This is a genomic window from Lysobacter sp. Hz25, from assembly GCF_046097045.1.
Lineage (GTDB): Bacteria > Pseudomonadota > Gammaproteobacteria > Xanthomonadales > Xanthomonadaceae > Lysobacter > Lysobacter antibioticus_B.
This window is the reverse complement of the sequence record NZ_CP175666.1, coordinates 147,395-164,871: the sequence shown is the minus strand read 5'-3', so window position 1 is coordinate 164,871 and position 17,477 is coordinate 147,395. Positions and strand designations below refer to the sequence as shown.

Annotated in this window: 20 protein-coding genes; 9 read left to right on the top strand and 11 right to left on the bottom strand. The window is 68.1% G+C overall.

Annotated features, from left to right (window positions below; translation table 11 throughout):
• Window positions 1-55: 55 nt before the first annotated feature.
• Window positions 56-991: a glycine--tRNA ligase subunit alpha gene (glyQ, locus tag ACKN61_RS00715; protein WP_408951854.1), complete on the bottom strand. Its 936-nt coding sequence runs from the start codon at window positions 989-991 to the stop codon at window positions 56-58.
• A 148-nt stretch (window positions 992-1,139) separates the two neighbouring features.
• Here glyQ and ACKN61_RS00710 point away from each other — a divergent pair, with 148 nt between their 5' ends.
• Entirely contained in the window at window positions 1,140-1,817 is a 678-nt protein-coding gene (locus tag ACKN61_RS00710; RefSeq protein WP_408953738.1) for a glutamine amidotransferase, read from the top strand.
• A gap of 103 nt (window positions 1,818-1,920) precedes the next feature.
• Window positions 1,921-2,853, top strand: coding sequence for a hypothetical protein (locus ACKN61_RS00705; RefSeq protein WP_408951853.1), 933 nt, complete (start codon window positions 1,921-1,923; stop codon window positions 2,851-2,853).
• Between the two features lie 20 nt (window positions 2,854-2,873).
• On the opposite strand, the gene ACKN61_RS00700 is transcribed toward ACKN61_RS00705, so the two are convergent.
• From ACKN61_RS00700 to ACKN61_RS00675, 6 genes are all read right to left on the bottom strand, one after another.
• Window positions 2,874-3,575, bottom strand: a complete 702-nt coding sequence (locus tag ACKN61_RS00700) for an RDD family protein (protein WP_408951852.1) — start codon at window positions 3,573-3,575, stop codon at window positions 2,874-2,876.
• The gene (gene tatC / locus ACKN61_RS00695; protein WP_408951851.1) at window positions 3,572-4,390 is read right to left on the bottom strand and encodes a twin-arginine translocase subunit TatC; all 819 of its coding nucleotides are present in this window, start codon (window positions 4,388-4,390) and stop codon (window positions 3,572-3,574) included. Before tatC ends, ACKN61_RS00700 begins: the two co-directional genes overlap by 4 nt.
• The gene (gene tatB, locus ACKN61_RS00690) at window positions 4,377-4,895 is read right to left on the bottom strand and encodes a Sec-independent protein translocase protein TatB (RefSeq protein WP_408951850.1); all 519 of its coding nucleotides are present in this window, start codon (window positions 4,893-4,895) and stop codon (window positions 4,377-4,379) included. The genes tatC and tatB overlap by 14 nt, the downstream gene beginning before the upstream one ends.
• Window positions 4,896-4,944: 49 nt before the next feature.
• Window positions 4,945-5,178, bottom strand: a complete 234-nt coding sequence (tatA, locus tag ACKN61_RS00685; RefSeq protein ID WP_031370598.1) for a Sec-independent protein translocase subunit TatA — start codon at window positions 5,176-5,178, stop codon at window positions 4,945-4,947.
• A gap of 269 nt (window positions 5,179-5,447) precedes the next feature.
• Window positions 5,448-6,353, bottom strand: coding sequence for a lipid-binding SYLF domain-containing protein (locus ACKN61_RS00680; RefSeq protein ID WP_408953737.1), 906 nt, complete (start codon window positions 6,351-6,353; stop codon window positions 5,448-5,450).
• A 287-nt stretch (window positions 6,354-6,640) separates the two neighbouring features.
• Window positions 6,641-7,639 carry a hypothetical protein gene (locus ACKN61_RS00675; protein WP_408951849.1) on the bottom strand — a complete coding sequence of 333 codons (999 nt, stop codon included), beginning with the start codon at window positions 7,637-7,639 and terminating at the stop codon, window positions 6,641-6,643.
• 241 nt (window positions 7,640-7,880) lie between these two features.
• Between ACKN61_RS00675 and hemH the strand changes: the two genes are divergently transcribed.
• Window positions 7,881-8,876 carry a ferrochelatase gene (gene hemH, locus ACKN61_RS00670; protein WP_408953736.1) on the top strand — a complete coding sequence of 332 codons (996 nt, stop codon included), beginning with the start codon at window positions 7,881-7,883 and terminating at the stop codon, window positions 8,874-8,876.
• Window positions 8,873-9,739 (top strand): alpha/beta fold hydrolase, encoded by an 867-nt coding sequence (locus tag ACKN61_RS00665; RefSeq protein ID WP_408951848.1) that lies wholly within the window; start codon window positions 8,873-8,875, stop codon window positions 9,737-9,739. Before hemH ends, ACKN61_RS00665 begins: the two co-directional genes overlap by 4 nt.
• Window positions 9,740-9,772: 33 nt before the next feature.
• Here ACKN61_RS00665 and ACKN61_RS00660 read toward each other — a convergent pair whose 3' ends face one another.
• The 3 genes from ACKN61_RS00660 to ttcA all read right to left on the bottom strand — a co-directional run bounded on the left by ACKN61_RS00660 (window position 9,773) and on the right by ttcA (window position 12,722).
• The gene (locus ACKN61_RS00660; protein ID WP_408951847.1) at window positions 9,773-10,567 is read right to left on the bottom strand and encodes a M48 family metallopeptidase; all 795 of its coding nucleotides are present in this window, start codon (window positions 10,565-10,567) and stop codon (window positions 9,773-9,775) included.
• 209 nt (window positions 10,568-10,776) lie between these two features.
• Window positions 10,777-11,688, bottom strand: coding sequence for a recombination-associated protein RdgC (locus ACKN61_RS00655; RefSeq protein WP_031370592.1), 912 nt, complete (start codon window positions 11,686-11,688; stop codon window positions 10,777-10,779).
• 128 nt (window positions 11,689-11,816) lie between these two features.
• A complete protein-coding gene (ttcA, locus tag ACKN61_RS00650; RefSeq protein ID WP_408951846.1) occupies window positions 11,817-12,722 on the bottom strand; it encodes a tRNA 2-thiocytidine(32) synthetase TtcA in 906 nt (301 codons plus the stop codon).
• A gap of 99 nt (window positions 12,723-12,821) precedes the next feature.
• Between ttcA and ACKN61_RS00645 the strand changes: the two genes are divergently transcribed.
• From ACKN61_RS00645 to ACKN61_RS00625, 5 genes are all read left to right on the top strand, one after another.
• Entirely contained in the window at window positions 12,822-13,031 is a 210-nt protein-coding gene (locus ACKN61_RS00645; protein WP_031370590.1) for a YdcH family protein, read from the top strand.
• Window positions 13,032-13,145: 114 nt separating this feature from the next.
• On the top strand, window positions 13,146-13,760 hold the full coding sequence (locus tag ACKN61_RS00640; RefSeq protein WP_408951845.1) for a hypothetical protein: 615 nt from the start codon (window positions 13,146-13,148) through the stop codon (window positions 13,758-13,760).
• On the top strand, window positions 13,757-14,389 hold the full coding sequence (locus ACKN61_RS00635; RefSeq protein WP_408951844.1) for a hypothetical protein: 633 nt from the start codon (window positions 13,757-13,759) through the stop codon (window positions 14,387-14,389). The genes ACKN61_RS00640 and ACKN61_RS00635 overlap by 4 nt, the downstream gene beginning before the upstream one ends.
• Entirely contained in the window at window positions 14,386-15,021 is a 636-nt protein-coding gene (locus ACKN61_RS00630; protein WP_408951843.1) for a hypothetical protein, read from the top strand. Before ACKN61_RS00635 ends, ACKN61_RS00630 begins: the two co-directional genes overlap by 4 nt.
• Window positions 15,022-15,291: 270 nt before the next feature.
• Window positions 15,292-15,678 carry a hypothetical protein gene (locus ACKN61_RS00625; RefSeq protein ID WP_408951842.1) on the top strand — a complete coding sequence of 129 codons (387 nt, stop codon included), beginning with the start codon at window positions 15,292-15,294 and terminating at the stop codon, window positions 15,676-15,678.
• A gap of 62 nt (window positions 15,679-15,740) precedes the next feature.
• Here ACKN61_RS00625 and ACKN61_RS00620 read toward each other — a convergent pair whose 3' ends face one another.
• Window positions 15,741-17,042 (bottom strand): hypothetical protein, encoded by a 1,302-nt coding sequence (locus ACKN61_RS00620; protein ID WP_408951841.1) that lies wholly within the window; start codon window positions 17,040-17,042, stop codon window positions 15,741-15,743.
• Between the last annotated feature and the right edge of the window lie 435 nt (window positions 17,043-17,477).

The window sequence follows — 17,477 nt, the reverse complement described above, 5'->3', positions numbered from 1 at the left end:
CGCCAGGCCCTCACCCCAACCCCTCTCCCGCACGCGGGAGAGGGGCTTCGGAGCCTTATGCGGCTTCGGCTTTCGATGCCTGCTTCAGACCGGGGAAACCGAGCTTTTCGCGCTGGGCGTGATAGGCCTCGGCCACGCCCTGGGCGATCTTGCGCACGCGCAGGATGTAGCGCTGGCGTTCGGTCACGCTGATCGCACGGCGCGCATCGAGCAGGTTGAAGGAATGACTGGCCTTGCAGACCTGGTCGTAGGCCGGCAGCGGCAGGCCGAGTTCGATCAGCTTCTGCGCTTCGGCTTCGCAGGCGTCGAAGCGATGGAACAGCTCGGCGACATCGGCATGCTCGAAGTTGTAGGCGCTCTGCTCGACTTCGTTCTGGTGGTAGACGTCGCGGTAGGTCACCGGCGTACCGTCCGGACCGTAGGTCCAGACCAGGTCGAACACGTTGTCGACGTTCTGCAGGTACATGCACAGGCGCTCGAGACCGTAGGTGATCTCGCCGAGCACCGGCTTGCACTCCAGGCCGCCGGCCTGCTGGAAGTAGGTGAACTGAGTGACTTCCATGCCATTGAGCCAGACTTCCCAGCCCAGGCCCCAGGCGCCGAGGGTCGGCGATTCCCAGTTGTCTTCGACCAGGCGCAGGTCGTGCACCATCGGGTCGACGCCGAGCGCCTTGAGCGAATCGAAGTACAGCTCGACGATGTTGTCGGGGCTGGGCTTCATCGCCACCTGGTACTGGTAATAGCGCTGCAGGCGGTTGGGGTTGTCGCCGTAGCGGCCGTCGGTGGGGCGGCGGCAGGGCTGGACGTAGGCGGCGTTCCACGGCTCCGGACCCAGCGCGCGCAGGAAGGTCGCCGGGTGGAAGGTACCGGCGCCGACTTCGAGGTCGAGCGGCTGGATCAGCACGCAGCCCTGTTCAGCCCAGAAGGCGTTCAGGCGCTGGATCATGCTCTGGAAGGTGATCAGCGGGGTCGGGTGGTCGCTCGCGGCCATGGTCTCATCGCAGTGCAGCAAAGCGGGTTAGTATAGCGACGAGCCTTGCGCGCCAGGGCTTTCCCCCTGGTTTCGCACCGCTCCCGCCTGCCGCCACGCCGTGAATCCGCCCTTCCTGATCCTCGAGACCGGCCAGCCGGTCGCCTCCATGCGCCGCCACCGCGGCTTTCCGCATTGGATCCGGGTCGCAGCCGGGCTCGATCGCGACGAGGCGGTGGTGGTCAACGTCGAACACGGCGAGCCGCTGCCGAGCCGCGAAGGCTTCGCCGGCGCCATCGTCACCGGCTCGGGCGCGATGGTCACCGACCGCGCCGACTGGAGCGAACGCAGCGCCGCCTGGTTGCGCGAGGCCGCGCACGCGCGCCTGCCGCTGTTCGGCATCTGCTACGGCCACCAGCTGCTGGCCCACGCACTCGGCGGCGAAGTCGGCAACCACCCGGCCGGCCGCGAGATGGGCACGATCGGCCTGGAGCTGCACGCCAGCGCCGGCGACGACCCCTTGTTCGCCGGCCTGCCCAACCAGTTCCCGGCCCAGGCCACGCATCTGCAGACCGTGTTGCGCGCGCCCGACGGCGCCACCGTGCTGGCGCGTTCCGCCCACGATGCCTGCCACGCCTTCCGTTGGGGCGAAAACGCCTGGGGCGTGCAGTTCCACCCCGAATTCAGCGCCACGCATATGCGCGGCTATGTGCGGGCGCGCCAGGACGCGCTGCGCAACGAAGGCCATTGCCCCCGGACCATCGCCGGCAGCGTCAGCGCCACGCCGTTCGCACGGCGCGTGCTGCGGCGTTTCGTCGGCCACGCGCGCGCGCTGCACGGGCGCTGAGCGCCGCGTCGGCGCGGTCGCGGGCCTGCGACCGTGCGGCCTCATTCGTTGCACCGACTTCGTATTCACCGAGCAATACGGCCCCACGGCCAGGATCGATCCGATGACCCCACCGATGCGCAAGGTACCGCTGACCCACGGCGTGCAATGGCTGATCCGCGCGATCAACCTGGGCACGCGCAATCCGCGCGCGATCTTCGGCGCCGCGGTGCTGTTCATGGCGGTGCTGTACCTGCTGGCGTTGGTACTGGCGACCCCGGCGCGCAGTCTCGCCGGCGGCGCCAACCCCGACATGGCCAGCGTCGCGACCGCGCTGATCCCGATGTTCGTCGCCCTGGTGCTGTTGCTGCCGATCCTGCTGGCCGGCCTCATGCACGTGATCAGCGAAGCCGAGGCCGGACGGCCGACGCGCGCGCGCGACCTGTTCGCGCCGCTGCGCCTGGGCAAGGCCGGCCCGCTCGCCCTGCTGGGCCTGATCCAGATCGCCCTGACCCTGGTCAGCACCGCGCTGGTGATCTGGCTGGCCGGCCAGGATTACTGGCCGCAGTACCTGGAAATGATGCGCAGCGCGCTCAGCGGCCATGTCGCCACCGCACCGGAGCCCGATCACCCGGGCCTGATGATGCTGGTGCAGTTCCTGTTCAACTATTTCAGCAACGCGATCCTGCTGATCTCGGTGCCGCTGATCATGTTCTCGGGGCTGAGCCTGTCGGATGCGGTCAAGCGCAGCGTCAGCGCCTCGCTGTGGAACCTTGGCGCCTACCTGCTCGCGGCGATGCTGTTCGTGCTCGGCGTGGTGGTGTCGGCGGTGCTGGCGAGCGTGATCGCGATCGTGCTGGTGCAGATCGGCAGCCTCATCCATCCGGTGGTCGGCGCCCTGCTCGCCGCCTCGTTGTACCTGGCCTATGGCGCCGTGGTGGTGGTGGTCATGGTCGGCACCTGTTACTACGCCTGGCGCGACGTGTTCGGCCAGGGCGAACAGCCGGTCACGCAGCAGGCCTCATCGACGCCGCGTCCGGGACAGCTGGAAGCCTGAGCCGCACTCCGGCTGGCGCGCTACAGGCCGCCGGCCTGATACACGGCCGCGTCCATCGTGGCCTGCATCGCGCCGAACAGCCGGACCATCGCGAACAAGGTCGCCGACAGCTGCAGCAACACCCAGGCCCAACCCCACAGCGGCATGCGCGCGTCGCCGTCGCGCACCACCCGCGCACCGGCCAGGCGGTCGTGCAAGGCGCGGTGTTCGGGTTTCGCCATCGCCAGCAGATGGCCGATGTTCAAGCTCAGCCACGACAGACCGCCGCCGAAATAACGCAGGGCGATGCGGCCCAGGCCAAGCGCCTGTCCGTCCATGTCGGTCACGCGCAGCCCCAGCGCACGCTTGCCGGGCGTGGCCTGCCACGGCGACAGCACGAAACCGAGCTCATACACCGCGCCGAGCAGTGCGAAGGCGAGAATCCAGCCGAACACCAGCGCGGTCAGTGCGGTCACCGTGGTCGTGGCCACCGCATGCAGGGCCGGATCGGCGAGCAGCCGTTGCGCGAAACCGCCGAATGACAGGTCGTCGAGCACCGAATCGGCCATCACCTCGGCAGTGCGTGCGGCCATCGCCGCATAGGCCCGCCGGGCCGATTCGGCCAGGGCCAGCCACTGGCCGGCGCCGATGATGCTGGTCGCCGCGGCGACCGCGGCCGCATCCAGCGACCAGGCCGCGTAGCGCGGCCAGAACCCGGCCGGCGCACTCGCCGGTGCGCTCATCGGTCGCGCGCGTCCCCGCTCGAAGCATCGTCCTCGCCGTCGCGATCGCGACGGTCGGAGGCCACCCACTTCGCGGCGATGATGCCGATCTCGTAGAGGATGCACATCGGAATCGCCAACATCAGCTGCGAGACCACGTCCGGCGGCGTGATCACCGCGGCGATGACGAAGATGCCGACCACCGCGTAACCGCGCGCTTCCTTGAGCTGGGCCGGGGTGACCCAACCGAGCAGGGCCAGGATCACCAGCGCCACCGGCACTTCGAAGCTGATGCCGAAGGCCAGGAACAGGATCAGCACGAAATCCAGGTAGGCGTTGATGTCGGTCATCATCGCCACGCCGACCGGTGTGACCTTGACCAGGAAACCGAACACCGACGGCAGCACCAGGAAGAACGCGAACGCGCAGCCGGCGTAGAACAACACCAGCGCCGACACCAGCAGCGGCAGGGCCAGGCGTTTCTCGCGCCGGTACAGGCCGGGCGCGACGAAGGCCCAGGCCTGGTACAGCAGCCACGGCATGGTGACCATGAGCGCGGCGAAGAACGCCAGCTTGAGCGGCGCCGAGAACGGCGAGGCGACTTCCACCGCGATCAGCTGGCTGCCGGCCGGCAGCTTGGCCAGCAGCGGCGTCGCCAGGTAGTGATAGAGCTTGTTGGCGAACGGCAGAAAGCCGAGGAAGACGACGATCAGCCCGGTCACGCCGCGCAGCAGGCGTGCGCGCAGCTCGATCAGGTGATCGAGCAGACGCGGTTCGGGCGAGGCATCGTCGCCGGGGCCGCCGGCTTGCGGCGCGCGGGATTCAGCGTCGCTCATCGTTCGGCGTCGGCGTCTTGGAGGAAGGGCGGTAATCCGGCAAGGCGGCGCTGGCGTAATCGTGGGTCGGCGGTGCGTCCGCGGCCGGCTCGGCCGGCGCTTGCTCAGCCGGCTCGGTTGAAGCCGGCTCGGCGCCATGCGCATCGCCGGAGGCGGTCGCGCTGTCGGCGGCGCTGTCCTCGGGTTGGCTGGCGGCGGCGGCGGCGCCGACCGGCGCGGCGATGCTGCGGTTCATGGCATCGACTTCGTCGCGCATGGCCCGGCCGCTGTCGCGCAACTGGCCCTGCACGTCGCGCAGATCGTCCTGGGCCTGGCGCAGGCTGCGCTTGAGGTCCTCGTCGGCGAGCTCGTTCTCGAGTTCGGACTTGACCGAATACCACTGCGCCCGGGCGCGCCGCACCCACAGGCCGGCGAAGCGCGCGGCCTTGGGCAAGCGTTCGGGACCGAGCACGATCAAAGCCACGATCGCGATCACGAAGACTTCCGAGAAGCCTATGTCGAACATGGTCTGGGGCTGGCCTGCGGAAGGGCGGAGCGCGTCGGGGCCGCGAGCGTCAGCGCGGGGTGTGCTCGTCGTTGCGCGAGGACGGCGTCTTGTCGGAGGCGTTGTCTTGACGGGTTTCGTCGTTGAGCTGCTGCGTCGGCTTGTCGTCGTCGTGCATGCCCTTCTTGAAGCCCTTCACGGCTTCGCCGACGTCTTTGCCGATGTTGCCCAGACGCTTGGTGCCGAAAACCAGAACGACGATCAGCAGGACGACGACCCAGTGAATCCAACTCATGCTGCCCATGGCGGTGTCCCGTTAAACCCGTTGATAGTGGATGAGAACCTCAAGCCGGCTGGTCCGATCAGCGCGTCCGCGGCCGGCGCGATGTCGATGCGCGCAACCGGGGCCGTGAGGATACCGCAACCTTTGTAACAGAAGGTTGCGACACCGGCCGTCCGATACAGATCGACACGGCCCGGCCACGGGCAATGAGCCCGCGGTCACGCACCGGCGCGGCGCGGCCGTCGGCGAACCGTCATGCGGCCGCCATCGAACCGCAACCGGCAGGCCGATCAGGGCAGCGGTTCGACCTTGGCCGGGTTGGCCGGCACGGTCTCGAACGGCTGCGGCTGGCCCTGAACGGGCTGCGGCTGGGCCGGCTCGGCCGGCGCCAGGCGGGTCCGCGCCGGGGCGGGCTGGGCGGCGGCCGCGGCTTGGACCGGGGTCACCCCGGATTCCGGATACACCGTGGCGCCGAGCGCGGGACGTTGGTCCTCGGCGGTGCGGTTGGCGCGCGCGGTCGCGCTGGCCTCTTCCAGACGGTCGCGGAAATCGACCACGGCAGTGGACGGCTGGCCGTTCGCGCGGCCCTCGAAAATCATGCGCGGGGTGCTGCCCTCGCCGTAGACGGCCTGGTTGGCGTCGTCGTCGATCGACAGCGCGGCGCCATCGAGAGCGATGCCGGCGAACAGGCCGCGCGCGCGCGACCACGACCAGATCTCGGCCTTGAGCTGGCCGTCGGTGGCGGCCGCGGCGGTGCGGCCGACCGGGCCGGCGGCGACGCTGGCGTCGGCGCCAAGGGTGACCTTGCCGTTGACGATCGAATCCAGGCCGCGGTCGCCGCGGAACACCAGCACGATGTCGGAGGACTGCACGCCGGCCTGGAAGCCGAAGCTGCCGCCGGTGAGCTTGACGAAGCTCGGGTTCGACCAGGTGCCGTCGGGGTTCTTGACCGAGACCAGGCCGTGGCCGCGGCGACCGCCGACGACCAGGCCGATCTTCAGCGTGTCGGGCACCACGACGATCGCGCGCGCTTCGTCGAACAGCTTGTCGGGAATCGAGGATTCGGGAATTTGCTGGATGTCGCCGAGCACGCGCACCGCATCGCGTGCGCGTTGATCCTCGGTCGGGCCGGCCACGGCGGCGGTGGCGGCGATACCCAGGCTCAGGGCGAGACTCAGACTCAGGACGCGAGGCAAGGAACAGGACATGGGGGACTCCGGCGGACGGCGGAAACAGACATGTTCGGAAGTAGAACATGCTCGGCGCGCTCGACGGTACGTCGCATCGACGCTGCACCGGCTTGACAGCACCGGTTGCGCAGGTCGCGAACGCGCAGCGGGCACGTTCATCGGTAACGGGCCCGATCGCAGGACCGAGCCTTTCGCGAGGCTAGCGATTCGGCGATGAATCCTCGCCGAATCGCGGCTGAAGGGCGGCTGGTTCGCGGCCGCACAGCGCGAACCGGCGCGATGCGGCTGTGCGCTTATCGCACCGGCTTCGGCGAAGGCGCGTCGGCGTCGAGCCGGCCCGACAGCCAATGCGCGACGTTCAAGGCGAGCTGGAAATTCTGCTCCGCCCCGGGCGCATTCATGCCCATCGGGCGCTTATCCGGGCCTTGCAGCTGCGTGGTGAACATCGCCGCCTCGCCGAAGAACGCAGCGCGCCCGGCCCCTACCCGCAATACCGCGCCCTGCGACCAACCGGCGACCGGAATCTGCGGCGTATCGGCGTGGAATTTCCAGGGCTTGAGCGGTTGCAGAGAGACATAGCCCGACGGCAGCGCCAGCACCGGCTCGGCGCCATCCGGCAAGCGGAAGGCCTGGCCGGTGAAACTGCGCACCTGGGTCACCGTTTCGCCGCTGCGACGACCGCGCAGTACGGCATGCGCAACGAGGGTGCCGTCGCTGCGCCGGAACAGGGTCTGCTGGCTGAAGATCGCCGCACGTCGCTGCGGATCGGCGTCGAAGCCCGGCATCGCGAAGCCGTCGCTGAACTCGACCCCGAACGCCCGCGCCAACGACGCCGCCGCGCCCGCCAGCGGCATATGGTCGGCGATCAGCCACAGCTTGCCGCCGCGCTCGACCCAACGCCGGGTCGCGCGGATCTCGGCGTCGCTGAAGGCCGATGGGGTGGGGCTGGGGTAGTCGTTCCAATCGGCATCGCTCGGCTGCGCATTGGCGATCACCACGATCGCGCACGGCGCCAACGTCGCCGCCTTGAGCCTGCCGCGCAGCGGCCGCACCGAATGGCCGTCGCGGCGCAACAGCTCGCCGAACGACCAATAGCGGCCTTCGAGGGTGTGGAAGTTATGGTGGGCCTCGTCCAGGCACACCACCGGCCCGGTGCCTTTGGCGTAGGTCGGCGCCAGGATCGGCGCGCGGTAGTCGCGGTCGGGAATCTGTTGTGCGGCCACGGGCAGGCTGGATCCCAGGATCAACCCGGCTATCGTCGGTACGGCCATCTTCAGTGCGGCTTTGCTCACGCGCGCTTCTCCAGGATACGGCTGCGGTCGGGATATCTGGTCCAGGGGCGCGTGGCGTCGCTCCGTCCGGACATGATCGCCGATCGAGAGTACGCCGACGCGGGACCTGCGGTACGCACGTACGAACGCCCGAGCGACACAGCGTCTCGCCACCTCTATCCGCCCTCGCCTATCGCTGCCATCGAAAACTTCGATCCCGCGGAGATTTCGCAGGCGGGGCGCCGGGTGTCATCCTATGCCCATGCCCGCAACCGCCAGCATCACCGACCGCAACGCCCCCTCCACCGCCGACACCGCCGTGGTCCTGGTCAATCTCGGCACGCCCGAAGCGCCGAACACGCGCGCGGTGCGCCGTTATCTGTCCGAGTTCTTGCACGACCGCCGGGTCGTCGACATGAGCCGCTGGCTGTGGTGCCCGCTGCTGCATTTCGCCATCCTGCCCCTGCGCAGCGGCAAGGTCGCCAACAAATACGCCAGCGTCTGGCTGCCGGAAGGCTCGCCGCTGGCCGTGCACACGCGCCGCCTCGCCCAGGCCGTCCAGCACGAACTGCCCGAGGTGCGCGTGCTGCATGCGATGCGCTACGGCCAGCCGTCGTGGAAGCAGTTGTTGCAACGGTTGCAGGCCGAGGGCGTGCGACGTGTGTTGGCCCTGCCGCTGTATCCGCAGTACTCGACCTCGACCACCGCCTCGGTCGGCGACGTGCTCGGCCGCGCCGAAGGCCTGGCGACGCGTCTGGTCGACGATTATCACGACGACCCGGACTGGGTCGCGGCGATCGCCGACTCGATCCATCGCCACCGCGCCAACGAGGGCGCCGGCGAGCACCTGCTGTTCTCGTTCCACGGCCTGCCGCAACGCTTCGTCGACGGCGGCGACCCTTATGCCCGCCAGTGCGAAGCCAGCGCGCGCGCCATCGCCCGGGCCCTGCACCTGCCCGACGCGGCCTGGACGCTCACCTATCAATCGCGCTTCGGCCGCGAACGCTGGCTGGAACCGTCCACCGCCGGCACCCTGGATGCGCTGGCGGCGCGCGGCATCAAGCGCGTCGACGTGGTCGCGCCCGGCTTCGCGGTCGATTGCCTGGAAACCCTGGAAGAGGTCGCGATGATGCTGGCCGAGGATTTCGCCGAACACGGCGGCGAGCTGCGCTACATCCCCTGTCTCAACGAGTCGCCGGCGCATGCCGCGCTGCTGGCCGGCATCGCCCGGCGCGCGCTCGGAGCCTGGGAGCGATGACGGCGTTGCAGGAATTCGCCGTCGACAGCGTATTCGGCCGCCTGGCCGGCCTGCGCAACGGCCAGATCGGCGCGCCGCGCCTGCTCGCCCTGCACGGCTGGCTCGACAACGCCGCCAGCTTCGTGCCGATCGCGCCCTGGTTCGAGGGCTTCGACCTGGTCGCCCCGGACCTGCCGGGCCACGGCGCCAGCGCGCATCTGCCGCCGGCCGCCGACTACACCTTGATCACCGCCGCGCGCGCCGCGCTCGCGGTCGCCGACGCCTTGGGCTGGGATCGCTTCCATGTGCTGGGCCATTCGCTCGGCGGCGCCACCGCCAGCGTCGCCGCCGCGGCCACGCCGCAGCGGGTCGACCGACTGTTGCTGATCGAAGCCCTGGGCTCGCTGACCGAACCCGAAGACCGCGTCGCCGCGCGTCTGCGCGAGGCCTTCGCCGGCCAGGCCGCGCTGGTCGGCAAACAGTTGCGCGTGTTCGGCGACATCGCCACCGCGGTGCGCGCTCGCATGACCGCCAACAGCCTCAGCGAACCGGTCGCACGCCTGCTGGTCGAACGCGGCGTGGCGCCGGTGCGCAGCGACGAAAGCCAGGGCGGTTTCGTCTGGCGCAGCGATCCGCGCCTGACCCTGACCACGGCGATGCGCATGAGCGAGGCGCAGATGCGCTCGCTGATCGCGGCGATCGAAAGCCCCACCTGCATGGTCTGGGCCGACCCGGCCCAGCCCTACATGCCCGACGAGCTGCGCCGCGAACGCGCGACCCTGCTGCCGCGCGGCGAGATGCACGTGTTGGCCGGAACCCATCACCTGCACATGGAGCAGCCGCGCGACGTCGGCGAACTGTTCCGCGCCTTCCTCGCAGGCTGAGCGCGCCGATCGGGCAGCCGGCTGAGCGCCGGCTTATGCGTCGGCGGCGATCAAGCGGCGCAGGCCGGCCTTGAGGCTGCGGCCGGAAGCGCGAAAATACTCGCGTTGATCGCGCCAATCGGGGCAGCGCGCCTCGACCTCGCGCCAAAACGCCCTCGAGTGATCGGCATGGATCAGGTGACAGAGCTCGTGCACCAGCACGTACTCGAACGCCGCCGGCGGCGCCAGCACCAGCGACAGGTCCAAGGTCAGCGCGCCGTCGGGCGCGAGCGAACCCCATTGCGAGGACATCACCCGATAACGCAACCGCGACGGCGCGCGCGGCAGGCCGGGCAGGTACTTCGGCAGCCAGCGGCCGACGTCGGCGCGCGCCTGGCCTTCGTAGAAATCGCGCAGAGCGCGCTGCAAGGCCGTCGCGTTGACGGCCTCGGGCGCGGCGATGTCGAGCGCGTCTTCGTTCAGCTGCAGACGCAGGTAGCGCGCGACCTGCCAGCGCACCGGTAGTTCCGCGCCGCGCAGCGGGATGGTCGCGCTGACATGCGGTTGCAGGCGGGTCGCGTCGCTGTCGGCCTGGGCGATCTGCGCCAGCAGCCAGTCGCCGTGTTCGATCACGAAGCGCTGGCCGGCGATCTCGCTGGCGCGCATCGGCAGGGTCAGGCGCGGACCGCGTTCATCGACGCTGAGCTTGATCCGGCGCGCACGCGGGTCGCGCACCCGCAAGACCTCGACCACGCGGCCGTTGCCGAGGTCGATCGCGAGGGTTTCGCGCGAGACCGTGCGCGGGGCGGCTTGCGGCTTGCCGGTCAGCAGGCGCAGGAGGCTCGTCATGGGTGGGGGACCGCCATGGGCGAAGCATAACCCCGCGGGCACTGCGACGATGCGGCGGCGCGGTGAAACTTCAATGACGACGTATCAGGACCTTCGTAGAGGCGGCTCGCTCGACCATCGAGTTCCTCGGAACGCTTTGCGTGCGACTCAATGCCCTTACCCCCTCCCGTCAAGCGGGAGAGGGGTTGTGGTGCGAAAGCCGGCGTGGATCAGGCCTCGACCTTGCTCAGCTTCAGGGCCGATTCCAGCACCCGGAACAAGCGTTTCACTTCCGCGCTCATCAGCGCGAAACGCGCATCGAGTTCGGCGCGCAGGCCGTCGCCTTCGCTGTGTTCGAGCTGGTCCACGGCGCCGTCGAGCAGCTTGAACTTGCGCACCACCAGGTCCTCGCCGATCACGAACGAGACGTGATCGTCCAGGGTCAACGCCAGGCGCGTGACCTGCTTGCCGGTTTCCAGGTGCTTGGCGATCTCGTCGCTCTCCAGCTCCTGGCGCTGGCACTTGACCACCGCGCCCTGGTCGACCGGGTCGCGCAGTTCGCACTCGTCGCCCAGGCTGATGCCGTCGGGCAGCTCCTCGCCGGCGACCCAGCCGGTCAGGATCGAACGCGGCGCGATCTCGGCGTTCAGCGGCAAGGCCGGGAAGCTGCCGATGGCGCGGCGGATCTCGCTGATCACGTTCTCGCCGGTCTTGCGGCTGGAGGTGTCGACGATGACCAGGCCGTGTTCGAGATCGATCATCGCGTCGGTGCGGCTGGGCTTGATGAAGGCGCGCGGCATCAGGTCGACGATCAGCTCGTCCTTGAGGCGCTTGCGGGTGCGACCGCCGGGCTTGCGGCCTTCCTTCTGCTCGATTTCGGCGAGCTTCTTGGCCAGCATGTCGTTGATCACCGAACCCGGCAGCAGGCGGTCTTCGCCGCCCGAGGTCAACCAGATCGCGTCGCCGATGCGGTTGCTCATCATCGCGTCCTCGGCGTCGCGGCCGAACGGCGAGATGAAACCGCGCGAGGACAGTTCGAGCGGGCCGACCGGCTTGAGCCTGCACTCTTCCAGGCCTTTATCGAGTTCGTCGAGCTTGTGGGTGGTGGGAAAGCGGAAGAAGGTCAGATTGCGAAAGAACATCGAAGGACCGAATTGGAGAGGAATGGAGTCGAATGCTCTGGCTCGTCATTCCCGCGAAAGCGGGAATCCGGAGACTTCAGAGTCATATCGCGATGAAGCCCCTGAGGCGGGGCCGAAGAAACGACGCCTCATCCAGTCTGCGCGTCGTCGGTATCAATCGTTGCGTCGAGCCACACCGGCGCATCGGCGGCCGGCACGCCGCCGGCCTGTCCCAGGCCGAGGAAATCGAACAGCTTCGGATCGCTCAACTGCGAGGGGCGGATGTCGCCGAGCGCGCGCGAGATGGTCTCGATGCGGCCGGGCGTCTCGCGTTCCCAGGCGTCCATCATCCGCTTGACCTGCTTGCGCTGCAGGTTTTCCTGCGAACCGCACAGGTTGCAGGGAATGATCGGGAAGCCCTTGATCGCGGCGTAGTCGACGATGTCGTCCTCGCGCACGTAGGCCAGCGGCCGGATCACCACGTGCTTGCCGTCGTCGGACAGCAGCTTGGGCGGCATGCCGCTGAGCTTGGCGTGGAAGAACAGGTTGAGGAAAAAGGTCGCCACCAGGTCGTCGCGGTGGTGGCCCAGGGCGATCTTGGTGAAGCCCTGTTCCTCGGCATAGGTGTAGAGCGCGCCGCGCCGCAGGCGCGAGCACAGCGAACACATGGTCTTGCCCTCGGGCACGACCCGGGTCACCACCGAATAGGTGTCCTGCTCGAGGATCTTGTAGGGCACCCCGATCGATTCGAGGTAGGCCGGCAGCACGTGCTCGGGAAAGTCGGGCTGCTTCTGGTCCAGGTTCACCGCGACCAGCTCGAACTTCACCGGCGCCTTCTTCTGCAACTGCAGCAGGACGTCGAGCAGGGTGTAGCTGTCCTTGCCGCCGGACAGACAGACCATGACCTTGTCGCCCTCTTCGATCATGCCGAAATCGGCGATCGCCCGGCCGACCTGATGGCGCAGGCGGGTGGCGAGGCGTTCGCCGTCGCTGCCGCGGCGGGTCTCGGCGCGGGCGGGACGGGTCGGTTCGGCGAGGGGCAGGACGATGCTCATGAGGGCGCCAATTCTACGCTACGGGTCGGTGAACACCGCCCGCGCGCCGATCGAGGGGGCCGATGACGTTGGTCGTGGCGGCGCGCTAAGCTGATGCGCATGACCGGAAGCGCCGATCCCGCCGAGACCGCCCGCCAGCTCGCCGAGCTGCGCCTGGAACATCGCGATCTGAACGCGGCCATCGACCGCCTGGGCCTGGACCCGCAGGCCGACGAACTCACGGTCAAGCGCCTGAAGAAGCGCAAGCTTTGGCTCAAGGACTGTATCGCCCGCCTCGAAAGCGCCCTGATTCCCGACGAACCGGCCTGAGTCGCAAGCGCGGCCCGGCGTCGCGCGGCCGCCGCATCCGGTATTGGGATTTCCACGCGCGGCGCAGCCTTCACGCTGTGATAGGGTGCCGCGACTCGATCGGCAGACAGCGGCATGGCGAACAAGGACGAACTGGTCCAGACGGCACGCAACCCCTGGTGGCAGGGCGCTGCGGCGGTGGCGCTCGTCGCCGTCGTCGCCACCGCCGCACTCGGCGGCTTCGGCCAGGCCAAGAGCAAGCCCTTGCCGGAGTACAAGGCCGGCCATCGCTACCAGGGCGGCGCCCTCGCGGTGACGCCGCTGCGGGCCTGGGTCGCGCGCTACAAGCCCGGCGGCCGCATCGATGCCTTCAACCCGAAGTCCTACCTGGTGCTGCAGGTCGAGGTCGAAAACCGCACCCCGCGCAGCTTCAGCGCGTTCGGCTATCCGCAGCAGGACCTGATCCTGGTGTCGAGCAAGCGCGAACCGATCCAGTCCGACCTGCTGATGAGGTCCGACGACCACTCCGTCGCCGGCGACCTGCATCCGCGCCTCAAGCAACGCATCGACCTGGTCTGGACCTTGCCGAAGAATTACGTCTACACGCCGCAAGCGACCTTCGGCGTATTCGCCCGCGCCTACAAGGCCAAGGCCTATCTCAACGACGAAGGCGCCTGGGTCCAGAGCAAGCCCGCCGCCAAGTACACGATGGCCGTGCAGGACCTGCGCGACCGGGCGGTGGCGCCGTGAGTGCGCCCGCCGCCGCCCGCACCGCCTGGCGCCTGCCGCGCTGGCGCTGGCGCGACGCCCTGTGGATTCTCCTGGCCTTGATCGCGGTGGTCGCCTTGCGCAAGGGCGAGTCCAGCTACGAACAGCGCGACACGCCCTTGGTGCAGCACGCGCAGGGCCTGGGCCGGGTCGAAGGCCGCAACTTCGCCGTCGACGTCACCGGCTTCAAGGCCGCGCACGCCTATCTGCTCAAGGGCGACTACAGCCATCCCGAGGACTATCTGCTGCGCACCCCCGGGGTGTGGCTGTCGGTGGTCGCCAAAGTCGAAGCACGCGACCAGAGCGGCTACGTCGGCGCGCAACTGCTCACCCGCGACGGCCTGACCTATGTCGCCTCCAGCCAGGACCGGCCGAAACTCAAAGGCATCAACCTGCGCGAGCGCGTGGTCGTCCCCGGCCTGCCGGAAAGCGGCGCCTGGTTCTTCGAGGTGCCGGCCGACCGCCTGCAGGGCGCCCATCTGCAGTTCTACTGGGGCAACGGCCTGCCGCGCGGCGGCGACAGCCTGGTCGACGTCGACCTGGGCATCGATGCGGCACGCGCGCGCAAGCTGATGGCCGAAGCCAAGCCGGTACTGGACCTGCGCCCATGAGTTCCGCGCCGATGACGCCCGAATCTTCCGAGCTCGACACCGCCCGCACGGCTCCGGCCGGTTGGTGGCGGCGCAACGCACTGTGGTTGCTGGGCACCTTGGTGCTCGGCGCCTGGGCGATCTATGCGCCCTACCGCGAGGCCTTGCAGGCCTACCAGAACCGTCACCCCTCGCACGCCATCGACGTGCCCAAGGGCGAGTGGGCGCAGTACGAAGGCGCGCGTTGGCGCCTGGTCTCGGCCGAAGCCCTGGCCCCGCGCGACCCGCGCATCGGCGGCCCCTTGCGCAAGGACGCCGGAGTCTTGCTGCTGCAATTCGAAGTGATCGCCGATTCCGGCACCCAGGCCAAGGCCCTGGACCTGTGCAAGGGCCAGGTATCCGATGCGCAGGGCCGCTTGTGGGACGCGAATCCGACCGGCCTGCCGCGGCTGAGCGGCGCCAAGCTGCCGAACACCTGCGGCAGCGGTTACGACGCGCAATACAAATCGATCATCGCCCTGCCGGGCCGCCCGTTCCGCTTCCAGCACGCCTATCTGTTGCCGCGCACGCAGCGGCTCGAAGGATTGCAGGCGCGGATCGACTTGCGTAATTCGCAGACGTCCAAGGGCCGGTATTTGCGCTTTGCGCTTTGATCGGCGCGGCCTCGCGCTGGATCCGCGCAAGCTCGTACTGATTCGCTCGGGCTCGCGCTCGGCTTCTGTAGGAGCGGCGTCAGCCGCGACCGCGTACATTCCGCGCCCGTCGTCTGTCGCGATGCGCGCATACGCTTCAGCGGCGTTGCCCTTGCCCTTGCCCTTGCCCTTGCCCTTGCCGGGATTTTGATCTGCTTTGGCGCTTTGCCGGTCAAGTGGAGACCCGGAGGGCGGCGCACAGGACGTGCGCCGTTTTTCGATAGGACAAGGATGTCCTATCGAAAAATCCCTGCGCAGGCATCGCACTCGTGGCCTGTGCCCTTGCAAGGAGAGCCCTTTTCTTTGGTTAGCTTTCTTTTGGGCTTAGCAAAAGAAAGTAACCCGGCCGCGTTAGCGGACGGAAGCTCTGCTGTTGCTTGTGGCTTCTCGATCAGCAAGATCAAACGCCAAAAGCTTCCGCCACTAAAGCGGCGGGTAACTTTCTTTTGTCTAAAGCAACAAAAGAAAGTCACCAAAGAAAAATGCTTTTGCTTTGAATCACAAGCCCGCGCGAGCGGTGCATACGCGGGGCTTTTTCATACGGGACATCCCTGTCCCGATGAAAAACGGCGCGCATCCCTGCGCGCCGCCCTTCGGGTCTTCGATTGCCTTCGCTAGTGCGAATCGGCGCACAGCAACAGCAAAATCATTACGGCAACGGCAACGGCAACGGCCGAGGCTCAAGCCGAACGCGGCAACCTTGCAATGGCGCGGTCGAACGTCGCAGCCAACAACACGACTCGCAAGACATCGGTGAACAACGAGGTGCGGAACGACAACGGGGTGTTGAGGAACACCGCCAAGGGCTGGCCAACGACGCTCTGCCATTCCGGGTCCTTCGGCCCAACCACATGTTCCATCAAGCGCCACGACCACGAGTCGATGTACGACAATAGCTGCCAGCACACGCACAGCGTCAACAACGCCGGCAGGCCGGCGCGCAACACCAGACGCAGGCTGTTGACCACCGGCACGCCCTTGCTGGTCCAGCCGGCGCTGGCCTTGTCGGCCAGCATGCGCAAGCTGAAATGCATCGACTTGAAGCGTGCGCTGACCTTGCCGAGGGTTTCGTCGGCACCGTCGAGGCGCTGCGCGCGGCGCAGGTCGATGCCGTAGATGATCGCAGTGATCGCCAGCCAGATCAGCGGCAGCACCACCGCACCGGCCGCGGTGCCGACGATGTCCCAGACCGGCACGATGCCCTTCTTGGCCGGGGTCAGCAGCTTGAACGCCGACATGGGGTCGTCCCACCACTGGGTCACGGCGGCATAGACCACCCGTTCGTGCCACCAGTCCTTCAGGCCGTTCATGACCTGCGCGATGGCGGCCACGCCCACGAACACCCAGTAGGCTTCGCAACTGGTCGCGACCACGTTCCACAGCGCATGCCCGGTGGCTTCGGCACGGCGTTTGCTGAACCAACGCACCGCCCAGGCCACCGCAAGCGCGATCCACAAGCCCTTGAGCTTGAGCACCTCGTTGAGATTTTCCTTTTCCCAGACGCTGAAGATGTAAGCGGTGCGGAAGTTGCGGCGCAGATCTTCGAGCAGACCCCAACCGGCGTAGTAGGCGAAGAACGGCAGCATCGCGATGGCCAGTGCGGTGATCCATTGCTTGCGCACCGCCGCCGTGTCCGGCGTGGTCGCACCGCCGGCGAGCATCGGCAGCGATGGCCGCAGCGACTGGAACATCAGGATGGTCCCGGCCAGCTGGGTCACGATCAGCACCGACAGCACCGCGAACGACAGCAGCACCGAACGCTCGCCGAGCTTGACCGCCAGCCCCATCAACAGGTCGTAGCAGACCCGCTGGGCGAAGAACCAGAACGTCAGCGCCGGCCAATGGCGCCAGAGCAGGCGTGCGCCGAGCAGCGGGATCTCGAGCCAGGCGCCACCCTGGGCGGACACGCCAACGGCGCCGGAGTCGGCGGAAGATGCGGAAGGCACCGACAGCGTCGGCGTGGACAGCGAGGACGTGGACATCGACGGCAGCCGGACGGGAACCCGGCGATGTTACCCGTCCATCGTCACGGTTTGCAGTGACCAGGGTCAGGAGCCGAGTGGCCGGCCCCGAAACTGCGGGAGCGGCTTGCCCGCAATCGACATGGCTTCGATCGATGAAGTCGGAGCGGCCTTCTCTGCGCATCCCTGTGTCGCGGCTTGCGCCGCTCCTACCCCAGAGCGCCGTTGCCGTTGCCGTTGCCGTTGCCGTAAGGATCTTGCTGTTGCCGTGCGTAGTCTCGGCCTAGCGAAGGCAGGAGAAGACCCGGAGGGCGGCGCGCAAGGATGCGCGCCGTTTTTCATCGGGACAGGGATGTCCCGTATGAAAAATCCCCGCGGAGGCACCGCTCGTGCGGGCCCTTGATTCAAAGAAAAGCATTTTTCTTTGGTTACCTTTCTTTTGTTGCTTATGACAAA